9 protein-coding genes are annotated in these 16031 nt (G+C 40.1%); 7 read left to right on the top strand and 2 right to left on the bottom strand.

Translation table 11 applies throughout. From position 1 onward, the window contains the following. Position 1: 1 nt before the first annotated feature. Complete coding sequence (locus tag FNT16_RS19035; RefSeq protein WP_246072541.1) at positions 2–1384, bottom strand: c-type cytochrome; 1383 nt, start codon at positions 1382–1384, stop codon at positions 2–4. A 224-nt stretch (positions 1385–1608) separates the two neighbouring features. Then, complete coding sequence (locus tag FNT16_RS19030; RefSeq protein WP_246072540.1) at positions 1609–3261, bottom strand: sulfatase family protein; 1653 nt, start codon at positions 3259–3261, stop codon at positions 1609–1611. 290 nt (positions 3262–3551) lie between these two features. On the opposite strand from FNT16_RS19030, the gene FNT16_RS19025 reads away from it, so the two are divergent. From FNT16_RS19025 to FNT16_RS18995, 7 genes are all read left to right on the top strand, one after another. Continuing rightward, positions 3552–4436: a glycosyl hydrolase gene (locus FNT16_RS19025; RefSeq protein ID WP_143873488.1), complete on the top strand. Its 885-nt coding sequence runs from the start codon at positions 3552–3554 to the stop codon at positions 4434–4436. 37 nt (positions 4437–4473) lie between these two features. Next, entirely contained in the window at positions 4474–5451 is a 978-nt protein-coding gene (locus tag FNT16_RS19020) for a ThuA domain-containing protein (RefSeq protein WP_143873485.1), read from the top strand. A 43-nt stretch (positions 5452–5494) separates the two neighbouring features. Continuing rightward, a complete protein-coding gene (locus FNT16_RS19015) occupies positions 5495–7057 on the top strand; it encodes a sulfatase family protein (protein ID WP_246072538.1) in 1563 nt (520 codons plus the stop codon). A gap of 375 nt (positions 7058–7432) precedes the next feature. After that, positions 7433–9355, top strand: coding sequence for a sulfatase-like hydrolase/transferase (locus FNT16_RS19010; protein ID WP_143873483.1), 1923 nt, complete (start codon positions 7433–7435; stop codon positions 9353–9355). A 362-nt stretch (positions 9356–9717) separates the two neighbouring features. Further along, positions 9718–9924, top strand: a complete 207-nt coding sequence (locus FNT16_RS19005) for a hypothetical protein (protein WP_143873481.1) — start codon at positions 9718–9720, stop codon at positions 9922–9924. Then, complete coding sequence (locus FNT16_RS19000) at positions 9924–13325, top strand: TonB-dependent receptor (protein ID WP_143873479.1); 3402 nt, start codon at positions 9924–9926, stop codon at positions 13323–13325. The genes FNT16_RS19005 and FNT16_RS19000 overlap by 1 nt, the downstream gene beginning before the upstream one ends. A gap of 14 nt (positions 13326–13339) precedes the next feature. Then, positions 13340–15835 (top strand): hypothetical protein, encoded by a 2496-nt coding sequence (locus FNT16_RS18995; RefSeq protein ID WP_143873476.1) that lies wholly within the window; start codon positions 13340–13342, stop codon positions 15833–15835. The last annotated feature ends 196 nt before the right edge of the window (positions 15836–16031 follow it).

Here is a 16031-nt window from a genome sequence, read left to right as displayed (position 1 = left end):
GTTATTTAACCTTTTTTTGTAAATTTAGCTGCCAACTTTGGGTATTTTTAGGTAACGTCAGTTGGTGATTTGTGATAGTTCCATTATTGGATGTAATCACTAATGCGTCAGATTTTGGCAACTGCCATGTTTTAAGCTGCGCATCGTTTAACGAACCGGATAGCAACGTAAAGTCTAATTTCAATGTATTAGGCGAGCTTGCCGACATTTTCAATTTAATTCTGCTGTTATTGATGCGATAGATAAACTCAACTGTTTTCTGGTGTAATTTATATTCTTCAAACTTACAATCAGAACGCTTAAGCGGCGCAATTTGCTGTGGAAAGTTGAACATCCAATCGCCTAAAATTATCGAACCATCACGCGCACGGCCTTCAATGTTTGGGCCGATATTCATAAAATCGCCACTCCACGCGCCAACTACGGTACAAGTTTTTGAATTAAATGCGGCATTGATTTTTTCGACAAAACCCACAGAAATGCTTGAAGTGGGCAGACCCAATACTTTTTTTCGCTGAATTTTTGTCTGATCTTCTGCTTTAATGGGTACGGTCGCATTGTTTAAAAATTGTTTTCCGCTGACAGAAATACCATAAATTTTTTGAGTTAAGTCATCATTTGCGACAAATATACGTACTCTGGAGTTTAAGTTATTTTTTAGGTTAATTCGGTAATACCTCATCTTAAAATGCTGTTTACCTTTTTTCAGTGGCCAGACTCGCCGCTCCCATTTATCTTCGCTGGTTTCAATTTTTTCACCATCAATGAATAATTCTGTTCTGTGATTACGGTATGTCATCGCATGCAGGTTTGTTTGCTCATCATTGGGCGTATATAAATCACCTTCAAATTCAATCACATAGTTTTGTACTTCAGGTAAACTAAAATCTATCAAGTTATTGGGTAGCTTGCCCGATTTACTGATTGGGCTGTTTTCTGAAAACTGATATTCGTGTATCCCTTTATTCGTTTCTATCGGATAAATTTTATAGGTCAGATTATCTAATCCTTGGCGTTTAGATAATACATAAGCGACGACTTGTTTGAGTTTTTTTTCTGGAAACATTGCGCCAAAGCCCGGCATACCGGCATTCATAAAACCGGTTGATACATTGTGTAGTATTTGTGAAGGAGCACTACCATGTATCCACTCTTCATCTTTCAAATTAAAGCCGGCACCGCCGGACAAATCGTTTGCATGGCACGCAGCACAAACCGTTTCATATAGCTTTTGGCCTGCCTTTAGTGCTTCTTCGCTTTGAGCGTAGTGCCTAATTTCTTTATTAACTGACTGTGCATTGACGCCTGAGCTTAATAACAGAGCGAATGCCATAATCGGAATGATGTTAAATATTGTGGATGGTTTTGCTTTATTTTTATGCACTTGGTGTCCTGCCGTATGGTAAGTTGGTTTATTAAACCACATTCTAATTGTAAACAATCTACTATAGCTATCTTGGGGAATAAATTAGAGTGTGAAAATATATAATGATAAAACCAGATTTTATACCTGATTTAAAAAGAGAAGATTTATTAACGTGCTAAAACAGATAAACCTCAAGCTGATTCGACCAGCTTGAGGTTTTATTTTGTACCGAACACTTTATATTATTGATACCAATGCGCTTGTATAATTTTATCCAAATGTGGGTAGTTTGCGTCAGTCTCGTTATATAATTCACGCTGGCGTTTAAGTTCTGCTTTTAGGGATTTTACCACTGCAGCATATTCTGGCTGGCCGTAAACATTGTTTAATTCTTGCGGATCTTTGCGTAAGTCATACAATTCCCAAGCAACAGGCGTTGCTATTTCGTTGTTTAGCTTACCGGTTTCCTTCACCCATTTTTGATCGTAAAAATACGGAGTATGGCCTGTTTTAAACCCTTTTCCGTAAAAGAAAATCAGTTTGTAATCTTTACTACGAATACCAAAGTGAGCCGGTACATCGTGGTATTGACGATGTGTCCAATACCGATAGTAAGTCGCCCAGCGCCAATCATCAATTTGTTCGCCCTGCAACGCGGCTTTAAAACTACGGCCATGCATATCATCAGGGGTTGATTGATTTGCTAAATCCAGCATAAAAGGGGCAAAATCTGTATTGTTTATCAATAAATCACTGCTTTTGGGTCCGTTTTTAATGCGTGGATCATGCACGATAAATGGCATATGAATAGACTCTTCATAAAACCAGCGTTTGTCTTGGTAGTCGTGCTCACCTAACATCATGCCCTGATCAGAGGTATATATAATAATGGTGTTTTCATATTCGCCAATCTCTTTAAGAGTTTGGATTAACCTTCCAATATTATCATCGACACCTTTGACACAACGTAAATAAGCTTTTAAAAATTTCTGATAGGCTTGATGTGTAAATTCTTTTTCAGGCAGGTTTGGATCAACCTTTAAATCAATACCTAAACTACGTCTGTTATGGCGCCGTGAAATTGAGGTGCCTAAGTCATTGACCAACTCGTTATTAAATCCCTTAGTCGCAACCGAGCCTTGAGAGGCTAGCTGTTCATATAAATCAACGGGTTCGGGGATTTCTACATTTTCCAAATACGATGCGTATCTTGGCGCGTACTCAAAATAATCATGCGGCGCTTTAAATTGATGCATTAAGAAAAAGGGTTCATCTTTTTTGCGGTTTTTCAGCCATTCAATTGATAGATCGGTAATAACATCAGACGAGTGTCCTTTGTACTGAGTGGTATTTTGAGGCCATATTTTTTCACCTCTGACTCTAAACAAAGGGTCGAAATAGGTACCTTGCATTTTAAGCACTTCATAATGGTCAAACGCACCGGGTTCTTTCTTGAGATGCCATTTGCCTATAACCGCTGTTTCGTAACCTGCATCAGACATCAGTCTAGGCAATGTTTGCTGCTCTGTACTGAGTGAGCCCACTAAGTCTAACACTCCATTTGTTTGGCTATACTGTCCGGTTAAAATGGTTGCGCGACTTGGGGTGCAGATAGAGTTAGTTACAAATACGTTTTTAAAATACATGCCTTGATTGGCGAGCTTATCTAAATTGGGGGTCGGATTTAATTTTGCTAAACGACCGCCATAAACCCCAACTGCCTGTGCAGCGTGATCGTCAGTCATTATATAAAGAATATTCATCTTTTTTTCTTTGGCTTGTGGAGCCTGAACTTTAAGCACTGATTTAGATGAATTTTCGGTATAAAACTGGCTGCAAGCGGCTGTTAAAAGCGCGAGAACCGCTGCAATTTGCATATAAATTTTTTGTCTCACAATTTACCTTTTAAATACAAAGTTTGTTATTTATATTAAAAGTTATTTAAAATTGATTGTCCACTCAATAACCAGAGTTATTGAACTTTATTTTGTTAACAAACAACTAAAGTATAGTGTATATTATATTAAATCATCAGGTTAGCATAATTTTAAAATGAGTTTCACAGGCTGCGAGTCAGACTTCGTAGAAATTGCTCAACGTGGTTTGGGTGTTTGTAAAGTGTTGTATTCACATATGAATATAATGTCTGTATATTTACTTTATCTTTCCACAATTGAAAAACATTATGAAACGTAAATTAACATTTGTGTTGGCGCTGGTCTTAGCAGCGTGCAGCACGCTTAATCAGCAAGCTCAAGTTGCCACTCCCTTTTTTGTTGAGGGTCAGGCGCCTGAAGCCGAGCAACAAAGTTGGCAATTGGTTGATTCAATGTCGGATGAATTTAATGATACTGAAATTGACCTGAGTAAATGGCAGTTAGAGCCTGTTGGTAATGGCTGGAGTTGGATTGGCCGCGCCCCGGGTTTGTTTAAAGCGGAAAACGTAAAAGAAACAAATGGCTCAATGGAAGTAACGGTTAGTGTGTTGCCCAAACCGGTAGAGCGCAATGGACGCGAGTTTTTATATCAAGGAGCGATCGTTCGCTCGCATCAAGCAGGGCAACCGGGTTGGTATTTTGAAACCCGAATGAAAGCGAATGCAACTGAAATGTCATCGACTTTTTGGTTGATGAGTAAAGGCAATACGGTAAAGAAACTTGAGCTTGATATTCAGGAAAACGTCGGCCATACCACAGAGCTGACGAAAAGCTGGGCAAAAGAATGGGATCAGATATTTCACTCTAATACCATACACAGAAAAAACAAATACAACCCTGAACCTGTGCAAATACAAGGCTCAATAAAAACAGAGACTAAGAATCACGAGCGTTTTTACGTCTATGCAGCTTGGTGGAAGTCACATGATGAAATACGTTTTTATCTAGATGGTAAATACGTATATTCGATTACGCCTCCGATTAAATGGGATGTACCAGGATTTATTCAAATGGCAATAGAAACCTATGACTGGAATCCGGTGCCAGCTGATGGAGGCATGGTTAAACGCGGCAGCAAATCACAGCGAACCACAAGTTATGATTGGGTACGGGTCTGGAAACCAGCGGATTAACTTAATACAGACGAACAGCGAATTAACAGGAATTAGAATGAATAAATTGAAGCTTAGCTTAGTATTTTTGAGCTTAATTGTTTTATCTGCGTGCAGCAACCTAACAGAAAAGGCAAATGACGAAACGCAGGTTAAAATGCTCAAAGCCTTAATTATCGATGGCCAGAATAATCATGTGGTTTGGCCTATGTCGACTATGATGATGAAACGCTATTTAGAAGACAGCGGAAGATTTACTGTTGATATTGAACGGACCAAATATACATGGAACTACAATAAATTTGGTCCTCAGTATCCGCTTAACGATGGCAAAAAATACACCGAACATCACCCGACTAAAACCGATCCTCAATTTAGTCCGCAATTTGAAAAGTACGATGTTGTGATTTCGAACTTTGGATGGAAAACCGCAGACTGGCCACAACAAACTAAACAAAACTTTGAAAATTACATGAAAAATGGCGGTGGATTTGTAGTCATACACGCCGCAAACAACGCATTTCCGAATTGGCTCGAGTACAACAAAATGATTGGATTAGGGGGTTGGGGTGGCCGCAATGAAAGCCATGGCCCGTATGTCTATTATGATAAAGACAATAAGCTCGTCAGAGACACCCGTAAAGGCAACGGCGGTGGACATGGTAAACAAGTTGAATTTACCGTGACAACACGCGCCGAAAATCATCCGATTATGCAAGGTATTCCTACCAGTTGGTTGCATACTCGCGACGAGTTATATGTCAAATTACGCGGACCAGCTGAAAATATGACGGTACTTGCGACTGCATATGATACGCAAAAAACTCATCGTCACGAACCTGTTTTAATGGCGATAGATTACCACCAAGGACGCATTTTCCACTCTACTCTGGGACATGCAAAACCCGCCTTTGAAAGTGTTGGATTTATCGCAACTTTACAGCGCGGGACTGAATGGGCTGCTACAGGCAAAGTAACTATCCCTGTTCCAGAAGATTTCCCGACGGAAACACAGACCAGTATCAGGGCATTTTAGAATTTTAAGAATTGAAGGTTAGATGAATGAAAAGGCAATACGTATGAGAAAATTATTCGGTCATTTGTGTTTTATGATTTGTGTACTGTGTTTGTCCGCTTGTACCTATACACAGCCGATTACACAGGCCGATCCACAAGCAAGCACACAAGCGACACAAAAGCCCAATATTATTGTTATCTTGGCGGATGATTTAGGCACCGGCGATGTGAGCTTTTATAATCGAAAAATATTAAACAAAAAACCGGTCGTAAACACACCGTCTATTGATGCCTTGGCAGAAAATGGCATTTGGTTTTCCAACGGACACTCAGCCACCGCGCTATGTGCCCCAACCCGCTATGCGGTGATGAGCGGAAAGAATAATTATCGCTCGTATGCGCCTTGGGGCGTTTGGAATTCGTTTAACAAAAATGCGGTGACCGAAAGCGATCATACTCTCGGTACAGTGGCTAAATTGGGTGGATATGCAACTGGATTTGTTGGTAAATGGCATTTAGGGGGCGACTTTGCGCTCAAAGATTCAAGTGCAATTTACCGAGGAACGGATGACGGAGAACAACCACAGGTCGATCTAACCAAAATGCTTGGCGGAGGTCCGAATAATTTAGGTTTTGACTACAGTTTTATGTTGCCGACCGGCATACAGGGACCTTTATATTTAGCGTATGAGAATCAAAGTTGGTATCCGTTAGAAGCGCATTCAAAAATTCAATATGTAAATGCGCAAACGGCCATCGAACCAAAGATCGTTTCTGATAAAGGCCCAGGTATGGGCGACAGCCAATGGGACACGCGTAAAATGGGGGATATTTTGTCCGCAAAAGCGGCTGATTTTATCAAATCGTCAAGTAAAGACGGACCATTCTTTTTATATTATGCCAGCCCCATGGTGCACATACCGCACATGCCGCCTGAATCATTTGATGGTAAAAAAATAGCCGGTTCTACACCTTCGCACCATCTCGATATGGTGGTGGAATTAGACATGCAAATAAATCGTTTGATCACGGCGTTAAAAGAAGCAGGCCAGTATCAAAATACATTAATACTGCTGACATCTGATAATGGTGGTTTACTTAAAAAAGCAAGTATTCGAGCCGGTCACAAAACCAGCGGCATTTACCGCGGCTCTAAAAATTTACCATACGAAGGCGGACACAGAACGCCATACATCGCGAGTTGGCCTAGTAAAATCACATCACCTGTTATCTCTGATGAAGCGGTTGTTGTGCAGGATTTATTGGCGACTGTGGCAGGCGCTGCGGGGGTAAAACTAAATGCCACTGATGCACCGGACAGTAATGATTTAACGCCGCTGTTTACCGGAGAAGGAGAGTTTCACCCAAGAAAACAGATGTTTCTTCAAGGTGGCAGTTTTACCCAAGCAATTTACATTAAAGGTGACTGGAAGTTAATTATTCAAAGTAATCGTAAAAGAACGAAATTTGAACCTATTGCATTGTTTAATTTAAAAACCAATATTCGCGAACTAGAATCACAAAATTTGCTCAAACAGCAACAAGCGCGTGTCCAAGCCATGTTAAAAGAGTACTTATCTATTCGTAACGCTGGCATACCCACTGCCCCAGCCTACTTAAACTAACACTTCACCGCATTCACCTCACACGGTGAAAGAAACTTACGCAGAAACATACGCAGAGAGTGATTAAATGGCTCTTTGCGTAATTTTCTGCGTAATCTGCGCACTTAATGCTGCTTTTTAGCGCTATTCACAATTAACCGTCTTAATTAACTGCCTAGGGCGTGTTTATCTTTGTATTATTTTTGAGCAATAGGCTATTTAAATCATTAACAAAGCAGAATGAGTGGGGTTTAGTCATTCTAAATAAACACGCCCTAACAGATATAAATAAAAGTTTAATAAATTTAGAGGTAACTGTGTCAATTTTGTTTTTTGTATACATTTTGTAGATCGACGTTTATACAAAATCAGAATTGAGAGAGTGATTAAAGAGTTATGAAATTTATAAAAAAGGCTTCACTTGTCTGTTTTGCACTATTGTTAGGTGCTTGCAGCAACACTGACGACACCAACGGCAAGCAACAATCAGGTTATCAAACTAATAACCAAAGTGATCCGTCACTCGCACCTTTAGAAGTTGTAAATGATAAGCCCAATATTCTCTGGATTATTACCGATGATCAGCGTGCAGATACCATTGCCGCGTTTAACCGCAATCAACGGGGAACATCTGAAAGTGCTTTGGGTTATGTCGAGTCGCCTAATATAGATGCGCTAGCCAAAGAAGGCACTATGTTTACCCATGCCTACAATCAATCACCCGGTTGTGCACCTTCACGCAGCTCGATGATCACCGGTTTATATCCGCACCGAGGCGGGCGATACGGATTTGAAAAAACACATGATCAAACCGATTTGTTTACCCCGCCGGTACCCGTCGAATTACGAAAACTTGGTTATCAAACCGCCTTATTTGGTAAAAGTGGCGTTAGAATTTACCAATATAAAAACGGTACAACTTGGAACGATTTGGGGTTTTACGACCAGTGGGTAGATTTTAAAAATGATCTGGCACACAACAATTTAACCGATTGGGTAAAGTTTGAACACTACGATAAAAACTGGAACAAACTGGGCAAATCAGAGCGTTTTGTTTTTCCAGATGGTCGCGTCGATGAATATAGAGTTGATAATAGTTTTGACCCTTCTACTCAGCCACTAGAACAACAGCTAGAAATATTAAGAGCTTATACCCGATCGTCAAAAACATTAATCATTGGCGGCGAAAGCCCACAACCGGCCGGTAAAACATTAGATGGGCATATCTTAAATGAATTTAAAAACTACTTAGTTAATCAAGATAACAATTATCAAACCGGCTTTAAAGAAACCTATCAAGGTGTGAAGTCAGATCAGCCGATGATGGTGAGCTTGAATTTTCACTTCCCTCATACGCCGGTATTGCCACCTAAATCTTATCGTGACCGGTTTAAAAACAAAGGTTACAAGGTTCCGGTATTTTCAAAAGCTGAGCTTGAAAAACTACCGCCTCAACTAAAAAGCTTATATCAACAAATGAAAATCGACGGTTTAACGGCTGAAGAAAAACAACAAGCCATTGCGGATTATTATGCTTTTTGTGCATATGGCGATCACCTGATTGGTCAGGCGGTTAAAGCATTTAAAGAATATAACGAAAAAAATCAAAAAGAATACATGATAATACTCACCGTTGGTGATCATGGCTGGCAATTAGGAGAGCAAGGTATTGAAGCCAAATTCGGGCCTTACAACACCTCTAACCAAGGGATAATTATTGCCGTAGACTCACAACAAAAGCGTTTTCCGGCCGGTAAAATTGTTAATCAGTTTGTTGAGTACGTCGATCTCGCGCCCACAATATTATCTGCAGCTGGGATGAATGTTGAGCAACAAGCAGCGCATTTAAGTGGATTCGATTTAGCCAAGGTTATCCGTTCTGAGCAATATCATCGCGATTATGTATTAGCTGAAGTGAATTATGTAATGGGACCAAGAGCCTATCTGCGCAGTAAAAATTTCGCATTTTCAATGCGTGTCAGGCCGACCAATAAAAGACCGGGAAAAGGGTTTAAGCCAGGAGACAATATCCAATGGGCAATCAACGCCACCGAAGAACAAGTAGAGATGGCTTTGTTTGACCTTAGATGCGACGTAAACGAGCGAAACAATGTCGCCTACGATAAAAGTTATCGTGAAGTTGCCCAGTTTTTTAGAACTAAACTCAGCAATATTGTGTTGGGCGACGGTCGTGTTGAGGTTGACTGGGAAAAACCCAATGAATACTACATCAGTAATTTTGCAAAGGGCGCGCACGACAGAAAGCTAGAAGGCCTTGCAAAGCAATCGCTGCCTAAGTGTCAGTCCCCTGCTTTTTAAGCGGGTTCAGCGTGCAATTTACCATTAATCAATGCTTTAAAATTGCCGCTCACTGAGTGTTGTTAACAATGCTCAGTGTGTAGTATACATTCTTGTATATGTGAAAATTCTTATTCATACCTTTAATTTTATATTTTTTTGATTTGTTTTTATCCTTTAATTTATAGTTAAATCAGTGACTTGTGTTTTAACTAATATTGTGAACAATGAACAATTAATAATTTAGTGTATATTATATTTGATGTACTCGGTTTGAATGTGATACATTTAACATAGAAGTAACATTTAATGTTTAAATGTTATGGAAATACCGCATAAGACGGTTAACCACTCGATAGTCTAATCACAAGGGAGGCTACTCAATGGCGACTCAACTTAAAGTAAAGCCATTAGTACTGACAATAGCGTCACTACTTGCATCTAATCAGATGGCCTATGCCGCTGAAAATGAAGAAAACCAAAATCAAGAAGTAGAAGTTTCTGGTGTCAAAACCAGTGAAGTACAAACGACAAACAAAAAAAATGATGACATTGAAGTCATAGAGGTTTCAGGGTTTAGGGGAGTGTAATGAAATCACTCAACCAAAAACGCTTCAGTGATAATGTTACTGATTCTATATTTGCAGAAGATATTGGTAAATCGACTGATCAAAATATTGCTGATGCCCTTTCTCGCGTAACAGGTGTTTCCGTACAATCTGAAGATGGTGAAGGGACAACTGTCAGTGTTCGTGGGGCCAACCCCAACCAAAATGTAATAACATTGAACGGTGCAACATTAACTAGTTCGGACGCAAACCAGTCTGTTGATTTAAGTAGTTTTTCATCAGATATATTATCGCAAATAAATGTTATCAAAACGCCAAGTGCGGATCACGATGAAGGCTCTTTAGGTGCGACGATACAGTTAAAAACAACTAAGCCTCTAAATATTAAAAATGATATTAAAAGCGTAACTCTACAAGGTCGATACAACGATTTTTCTGAAAATACGAATTATAAAATATCGGGCAGTTTCTCGAAAAAATTCAGAGATGACACTTTTGGTGTTTTAGTTACTGCATATGATGAAACAAACTCAGTTAGGCGTGATGAATTAAGAATCAATGACTTCGAAGCAATCACTATGCCTATTGCTAGTGATGTCAATGGTCAAATATTGACAGATCACACTGGGATTTATGCAACAGGGTTGGACTATTCTCTATATCAAAATAAAAGAGACCGACATGGTGCAACGGTAACCTTTCAATTTTTGCCCACCGACTCTACCGATATTAGCTTAGATTTTACTTATAGTAAGCAGAATTTTGAAACCTCTACTGATGGTGTGACAACTCGTACTCGCTTAGACTTTGAGCCTTATGTTGAGGGCGTCGTAAACAGCAAATATAAAATAGATGGTGATGATGCAGCACCACCTTTCACGGATCCTTTGCATGATTGGTTTATGGTAGACACTCAAACTCGCACATTTGTTAAAGCCACTAACAGGTTCGGGGACGGAGGATATACAAGGTCAACCGGGGGAGATACAACAACAAACAAAGTGGTAAATTTTGCGTTAAAACAATTTATAACTGACACTTTACGTATGGATATCGGATTGAATTATTCAGACACTCATTTAGTGCCAGAGTCCAAATTTAATCTTCAACTTTTGAGTGGAACCAACGGCTTACAATGGGCTGATGAAGCTGGCACGCCTCATACAGGAATACAACCAGTCGGCTATGACTGTTCAACTGGAACTTGTCAAATGGTGGTGGGAACCAGCTTAGGTTCACTTGAAGATCCAACTCAGCAATTTGATTCAATATTATCGACCGGATTTAATCCTGAGGATATCACAGCACTAGGAACGAATAACCTTAGGCTCAGAGATCAAGAAATAACGGATACAAATAAAACCGCTTTTATTGATTTTGATTTAGATATAGATTTTGCAGGCTTTACTCAAATCGAGTTTGGTGTAAAAGTTTCGCAACGTGATAAATTTAATGACGATCAAACTGGTAAATTTGAAAGTGCTGGTACGGCATTCTCTGTTCCTATTTTTGATGTAGATGGAAATGTAACCGGAAGTCGAATCGTGCAGCCGGGCGGATCGCTAGGTGCTGTTCCTGTGGCAAACTATCTTTCAGATAGAGAATTCCCTTATGACGACTTTATGAGCTCACTTGGGGTAGCAAGTAATACAGTAACTGACGGTTGGCCTTTAGTATCAACAAGTAAGTTGCTTGATATTGCCAATGACGTAGAGTCTTTGCAATATACAGTGGACCCTACAAATACGCGTTCAACAACATTAAAAAATCAAGCTGCATACCTTAAATTACGTTTTGAACCCTTAGATAATTTAAGAGGTGATTTTGGTGTTAGATGGGTCAGAACCGAAGTCAACTCAACAGGTTACTCGGGTGTTCAATTCTTTGCTGGTGACCCACTCAGACGCGTATTAGACCCTTTCTTATTTAGGCAGCTTAGAAACCCAGCTCACCCGAATGGACCATGTTCAATAGATCATTTAACTCCCAATGAGACTAATGATCGTGAAGGACAATATAATAGAATTGATGGCTTTGGTTGGGACTTAAATGGCACACCAACAGATTACAGTGATGATGTGCGTTTTGAAGGTGATCCAGATAATTACCCTTGCTATGATGCTAATACGGAGCGCAGTAGTTACACTCACGTAAATATCGGTCGTCACGTAGATATAGTTAAGTCTTCCACATATCTGGGTAATACATCAGATCCCGGTCAAGCAGAAGACAGAAGTTTAGATGTCTTTGAGACGACTGGGTCGCATGAGTATGACTTATTCTTACCGAGCCTTAATGTAAATTATCAGGTTAATGAAGAAGTCATAGCACGTTTTGCTGTATCAAAAACCATGTCTCGTCCAAGAATCGATCAACTGAAGCCTGGCTTTAGGGTTAACGAAGGTCTTTGGGGGCAACCATATACCAATAAAGGCTCTACTGTTAGTTTATCGGGTACAACCCTTAACCCTCAAAAATCTAACAACTTAGACTTATCGTTAGAATGGTATTTCAACGACGCAGGGCTTTTATCAGCAACTTTCTTCCATAAAGATATGTCTGATTTTGAAGAGTCTGAAACCATCGACTCCTATCTAACGGATTTACGTTACGTCGATACAAGTGCAGGTTTTGACGCAGCTAACCTAACGAAAACCGTTGCAGAGGTCGAAGCTGATTTTAACGAAGAAACTTTAGATGGTATTGGACAAGCAGCATGTTTCCCAGACCGCGGTCATATCAATGCACCTCGTCAAGATTGGTGGTATAGCGAAGAACTTATTGATCTTTGTAGGATATTCCGCGTCAACCGTCCTCGCAATGGTAGCGGAGCTGAGATAACCGGCGCGGAACTTACGTATAACCAAAGTTATGATTTCTTGCCCGGTATTTGGTCTGGACTAGGCGCTCAATTGAGTTATACCTATCAAGAGAGTAAAACTGACCCTGAATATTCAACGATCGATCCGACTAAGCTACTAGAATCTTTGCCTCGAGCTTATGTTCCTGAACACTCTTACAATGCGACCGTGTTTTGGGAAAAGTTTGGACATCAAGTTCGCTTAGCTTATCGCGGAAAATCTGACCAGCTTCAACAACGTGACTGGCAAGCCATTGGTCATTTATGGAGAGAAGGCTCTGGTACACTTGATCTTTCACTTAATTACAAGATTAATGACACCTTCCTAGTTTCTTTCCAAGCTATAAATTTAGCAGATGAAACTGTCAGAAATTATTTCACAAGTAGCAATTTAGACTTGGGTGACCAAGAATTTGTTGTAAATGAAAATGGTGAATCGATTTTGAAAGACGTTCCTTACGACGAGGGTAATGCTCTGGATGGCGGAGTAACCAAGTCGAGAACACAACTTGAGCAGAAAACGGGAAGAATTTTTCGTTTAGGCTTAAGAGCACGTTTTTAATCTAAGGACTAACAATGAATATTAAATATAAACATCTAATCTTACCAGCTGCGGTGGCAGCACTATTTGGTTGCGGTGGTAGCAATTCGAATTCAGATAATATGGGGTCAGGAACTGGGGATGCCCCAATTTTTGACGCTTCAATTTTTTCTGCCGACGGTGAAATAGGTGAGTTTGTCGAGGTATTTGATCCCTCTACAAACTCTAACGTCATGCAATTGCAATATATTTTTAATGAGTCTGACACCTTCGACGGTGGTAGTAAGACCTATGACATTGATTTGTTGAAAGGTTTTTCAGATCCTGAAGGTGACGCTTTAAGAGTCACTAACCTTCAATTTGTTTGGGATGGTCCAGACTGTTCTGATACGATTGTTGCCGCTGTTAATTATTTAGAATATTGTGCGCCATTTTTAACCGAGGCAGGTTTTGAGATTGGCGAGTCTATTACCTTTCAGGAGCGAGAGGAAGTAAGAAGAATTCAAGGGTTCCCTAGAACCAATGAGTTGTTGTATGGTTTTGACCTGAAGCAAACAGTGTTAAGAGTCACCCCAAGTGAGTTTATACCTGTGCTGTTTCAAGATGAGGTTTCAGTTGTCAATATTTCTTTTGACGTCACTGATGGGACTAGCTCAGTTGAGCATCGTTTACTTGCAAAAGTTGTAGGGGAAAACTCAGAGCCGCGCTTTATTCAATTAGATGCGCAAGGAAACCCTCTCATCGTAAGTGGTGAAGAGCAACCCGTTGAACCACATAACCAACGCGTATCAGAGAAAGGCGCAAATGTATCTGTTAACTTATTAGCAGGCATTTATGATGCTGATGTACAATACAATCGCACGTTCACTCGGCAAGTCGGTGACCTTGATAGTTATTATCAGTACAAAAACACCAATCAGTATCGAGTCGAAAAAATTGGCGTAAATATAAATCTAGCGGATGGGTTCACATGCTCTGGTGTTGATTGTACGGGTCTTCCATCATTTGCATCGACACAAAGAGTTGAAGATCCTATCACTGGTGACTTAAGTGAATTCAACCTTGTATTTAATCCTTCTGTATTTGCTGATAGCCTTGCAAAAGGAGAAGAGGCTACTATTACCTATACGTTTAACGTAACAGATGGTAATGCAAATAACACAGTCGAGCGAACAGCTACGTTTGTAGTGCTTGGCGCCAATGAATTCAATGAGCCAGAGTTTACTGGACCACTGGAAAAAACAGTGCTTGCCAGTGACGACATAGTCACGTTCGATTTATTTGAAGGGATCATTGATTTAGATGGAGACGACCTTTCAATTGATTCTGTAACTATTCCTGCTGAATCGGATGTATTTGGTATCAGTGTTAATCAAGAAACAGGTGAAGTTAGAGTTGATCCCTATGCCTTCTTATATCTTGACGACGGCGAAACGGAAACATTTACCTTAAGTTATATTGTGAGCGATGGATTACTTGTATCTGAGTCTCGTGATTTCAACTTAACCGTAAAAGCATCTGAGGCTAACTTACTTGCGGACGGAACCTTCGAAAGTGGCGTGCTAGATAACGGTTGGACCTCGGTTACGCCAGAAGGAATAACCGTATCCGAATTCGGTGCCTACTCAGGTGACATGGGGGCTTCTGTAGCTATCGACAATTCGGTTCTAAGACTGAATTCAAATGGAATTTCGCAAGGTAAGATAGAAGAAAACGATCGTTTCTTTATCACTTGGCAGTCAGAAAATGCAGGGACAACAGCTGGGGTTTGGGCGAATATTACAGCGACTGTAAAATCACCACAATCAGCGGGTAATACTAACTTATTACCAGCTTACTTCTCAGCAATGCGTGGAACACTCAACCAAGTATTACATACAGCTGACTTTGTTGCGGATGAAGATTTTACAGTTGATTCGAATATTGAGCTAACATTCCAAACTCGAGAAGGAATTACCTACGATGATGTTCGAATGATCACATACGATTACGTTCAAGCTCGTAATTTAATCAACGGCGCCGATAATAATTTCAATGACGGTACTGCACCTAATTGGAATGTTAATGTCGCAACTGCGTCTGCGACAGTTACGGAAGAAGCAAACCGCTTTGATGTAGATGGACAAACTCTATATGGGCTATCTGTGTCTACTGGCGCAGATTGGGCAGCATTGCAGTTGCAACCAGAAGGTATTAAACAAGGTACGTTTAAGAGCGGTATCCGTTATGTTGTAGAGTTTGACTTCCAAAATACGGGTGGTCCTGACAACTTAACGCTGACTCTTATCGACGAAGACTCAGGCAATACTTTAAAAAGCCCCAAGAATTTTATTAGTCAACAGTCAACTCTTTGGCAAAGTATGAAGTTCCACTTTGTCACAGATACTGATTCAGAATTCTTTGCAGGTGCTATTGCCTCAGACCCTAGTTTTGATTGGTCTACGGCAGAAAATGTTCGATTAGAAATCGCGCTTCCGCCTAATACTGCATTTAACATTGATAATGTAAGAATGTATCCTGTACCGGATTAATTAGGGCTACGTTCGACATAAAAAATGTAATTAGCAAAATGAAGACAAGGCCTTGTTAAGTTAACAAGGCCTTTTACTTTTGTACCGGATTTGACGTGCTCAATTCAATTAAACCACGTAAAAAAGTGAAGTGAACAAGTTGCCGGATCACAAAGCGATATTGAAAAAAGCTCAAAAAAAATACGCAAGTTAACCC

This window comes from Catenovulum sediminis, from assembly GCF_007289895.1.
In the GTDB taxonomy this organism is placed as follows: domain Bacteria; phylum Pseudomonadota; class Gammaproteobacteria; order Enterobacterales; family Alteromonadaceae; genus Catenovulum; species Catenovulum sediminis.
The sequence above is the reverse complement of the archived record's forward strand: the minus strand, read 5'-3'. Positions and strand labels throughout refer to the sequence as shown.